We start from the raw sequence: 2717 nt of genomic DNA, 5'->3' as shown, positions 1-2717 counted from the left end.
AACTCGTATGAACGCTCAAACGACATTTTTCCGACGCCTGACATCTCCCCTTCGCAGAGGGCTTTGCGCGATGTCCGCCGTTTGCCTCTTTTTCGCCGGCAGCCCTGCCATTGCTGATGCGGTTACCTTGCCTGACATGCTTATCGGCGTCACTCAGGGCTTTCTTGAGTTCACCGTAGAAGACTATCTGGCTACCAGTCAAACGGAAGGCCGCTACGAAATCGAAGTCAACCAGCTCGACCCCCGTATGCACATGCCCATGTGCGACAAGGAATTGACAGCGACTTTGGAGAGTCCGGCACGTCCGCTGGGGCGGGTAACCGTGAAGGTTCGCTGTGAGGGCAGCTCGCCCTGGACCGTGTTCGTACCCGCTCAAGTCCGCCTGTTTCGCGAGATTGTGACCACCACGCGACCACTCAAACGCGCCGGGATTATCGAGCCGCAGGATGTGACCTTGCGAGAGCGTGACGTCAGCACAATCAATCAAGGTTTTCTGACGTCGGTGGATCAAGCCATCGGGCAAAAATTAACCCGACCAACGGTCGCCGATCAGGTCATCACGCTCGTGCATCTGGAACAGGCGGAAGTCGTGCGCAAGGGCGATCAAGTGGTCATCATCGCCCGCACCGGCACACTCGCCGTGCGTATGCCGGGAGAAGCCCTGTCCAACGGCGGCCTGAAAGAACAGATCCGAGTGAAAAACCTCAACTCCAACCGGGTCATCAAGGCGCAAGTCATCGCGCCAGGCCAAGTGGAAGTGGCCATGTAAAACGCTCATGAGAAAACTGGCGCGGACCTCGTCGGTTCCCTAAACTGTGCGGCAGCAGGACACGCGCCGGCGCATGCAGGGCCTATTGCTAAATGGGCCTAAAGTTTTCCAGGGGATGGCCGAAAACATGGCAAGCGTCCAAATTCCCAGAGGTTTTTAACATGGTCATCGATTTCAGCCGTTTGAACAGCTCCTCGTCACTTACGGGCAGTACACGTACCAGCAACGCCAGGGAAACCGCCGAAACCGGCACCTCCGCGCCGCTGAATACCCAGGCCGAACCGGCCAGTACCGTAAAAAGCGGGGAATCGGTACACCTCAGCAATGAGGCTCAACAGTTGCAGAAGGTCACTGACAAGCTGCGCGATCAGCCTGCTGTCGACAAAGCCCGAGTGGCCGAGTTGAAAGCCGCGATTGCCGATGGCAGCTACAAAGTCGACAGCAACCGTGTAGCCAGCAAACTGCTCAACTTCGAAGCCCAGCGCTAGGCTTTTGCCTGCGCCAGGCTTTTGGACGCTTAAAACCCAAGGCCAGCCATGCACGACACTCATTTACTGCAACTGATCATCGACGACTTTGCTCCAGCTCAACAATTGCTGGAATTGCTGCAAACCGAATCCCTCGCTTTGCATGGTCGCGACATGCCCTTGCTGGAAGAAATTCTGGCGCGTAAACAGGCGCTGATCATTTTGCTTGAACAGCATGGCCGCAAACGCAGCGAAATCCTCGCCAGCCTCAACCTGCCGACCAATCGGCAGGGGCTTGAGCAACTCGCCAGCCAGTCGAGCCTCGGCGACCAGTTGCTCAGCCAGAGCGACTTCCTGACCGATCTCATCGCCCAATGCCAGGCGGCCAATGTCAACAATGGCCAGTCGATCCGGGTACAGCAGGCCGCTACGGCCAATCAGCTGAAAATCCTCACCGGGGGTGAACCGCCAGCGCTGTATGACGCCAGTGGTGCTTTCGCCAAACCCGTCAAGCCGCGTACGTTCAGCCAGGCGTAAGCCGTTCGATGAGCCCGCACTATCAACACGAGAAACATGCTGGCAAAATACTGGCCAGTCGTAGTCAAATTTTGTCTGGAGATTGAGAAAACGTGCCAAACGCCCTAAGCGCGGATGATGCTCCGCAGCCCCCAAAGGTGCTCACCACGCCCCTGGAAATCTCCAGCAACCTGCGTCAGTTGCAAGAAAGCCACGATCCGCTGATCATCACGTTCCACGAACGCAGCCAGCGCTTCCAGAGTTACCTGATCAAAGTCGACCGTGACAGCGCCTCCATCGCCCTTGATGAAATGATCCCGCGCGACGGCGAACGCTTCCTGCTCGCCGGCGAGTCTTTCAAGGTTGAAGGCTTTCATGAGGGTGTGCGTATTGCCTGGGAATGCACTGGCACGCTGAACATCCAAGAGTCCGAAGGTGATCGCTTTTATACCGGCGAGTTGCCGACCGAAGTGGTGTATCACCAGCGCCGCAACGCCTTTCGCGCGGCACTGAAACTGACCGATCTGGTCAACGTTGAACTGGGCGGCGAAAAGCTCAAATCGCCGATCAACGGCAAGCTGCTGGATATTTCCGCGACCGGTTGCAAGCTGCGCTTCGAAGGCGACATCACCGACCGCCTGCAACTGGGCCAGGTCTACGATCGCTTGATCGCCCCGCCACTGTTCGGCAACCAGCCGACTTCCGTCGAACTGCGTTATCTGCACTTCGAAGAAAAACTCAACATCACGTTTGCCGGCCTGCGTTTCCACAACATCAGCGGTCAGGCTGCACGCAACGTCGAGCGTTTTGTTTATCAGCTACAACGTGAAGCACGGCGTTTCGATAAAGACGATCTCTGATTCGAAACGGTGTCTAGTCCTGAAATAGGTTTACACCTGTTTCACCCCAACGCCCGATGCACTGCATTGGGCGTTTTGTATTTTAAGGACAGGTGCGGGCGTTCC

Annotated in this window: 4 protein-coding genes; all 4 read left to right on the top strand. The window is 56.8% G+C overall.

Going from position 1 to position 2717, the window contains the following annotated elements; all coding sequences use genetic code 11:
- The first annotated feature begins 7 nt into the window (after positions 1 to 7).
- Positions 8 to 769, top strand: a complete 762-nt coding sequence (gene flgA / locus ACIOU6_RS27835) for a flagellar basal body P-ring formation chaperone FlgA (protein WP_221733041.1) — start codon at positions 8 to 10, stop codon at positions 767 to 769.
- Between the two features lie 161 nt (positions 770 to 930).
- Positions 931 to 1257, top strand: coding sequence for a flagellar biosynthesis anti-sigma factor FlgM (gene flgM, locus ACIOU6_RS27830; protein WP_221733042.1), 327 nt, complete (start codon positions 931 to 933; stop codon positions 1255 to 1257).
- Positions 1258 to 1305: 48 nt separating this feature from the next.
- The gene (locus ACIOU6_RS27825) at positions 1306 to 1773 is read left to right on the top strand and encodes a flagella synthesis protein FlgN (RefSeq protein ID WP_221733043.1); all 468 of its coding nucleotides are present in this window, start codon (positions 1306 to 1308) and stop codon (positions 1771 to 1773) included.
- Positions 1774 to 1865: 92 nt separating this feature from the next.
- Entirely contained in the window at positions 1866 to 2612 is a 747-nt protein-coding gene (locus ACIOU6_RS27820; RefSeq protein ID WP_221733044.1) for a flagellar brake protein, read from the top strand.
- The last annotated feature ends 105 nt before the right edge of the window (positions 2613 to 2717 follow it).

Origin of the sequence: Pseudomonas sp. NPDC087615 (assembly GCF_044743445.1) — a bacterium.
GTDB classification, from domain to species: Bacteria; Pseudomonadota; Gammaproteobacteria; order Pseudomonadales; family Pseudomonadaceae; genus Aquipseudomonas; species Aquipseudomonas baetica_A.
The sequence above is the reverse complement of the archived record's forward strand: the minus strand, read 5'-3'. Positions and strand labels throughout refer to the sequence as shown.

Coding starts and splice junctions, on each gene's coding strand:
- flgA (WP_221733041.1), top strand. CDS start 8: ATGAACGCTCAAACGACATTTTTCCGACGCCTGACATCTCCCCTTCGC.
- ACIOU6_RS27825 (WP_221733043.1), top strand. CDS start 1,306: ATGCACGACACTCATTTACTGCAACTGATCATCGACGACTTTGCTCCA.
- flgM (WP_221733042.1), top strand. CDS start 931: ATGGTCATCGATTTCAGCCGTTTGAACAGCTCCTCGTCACTTACGGGC.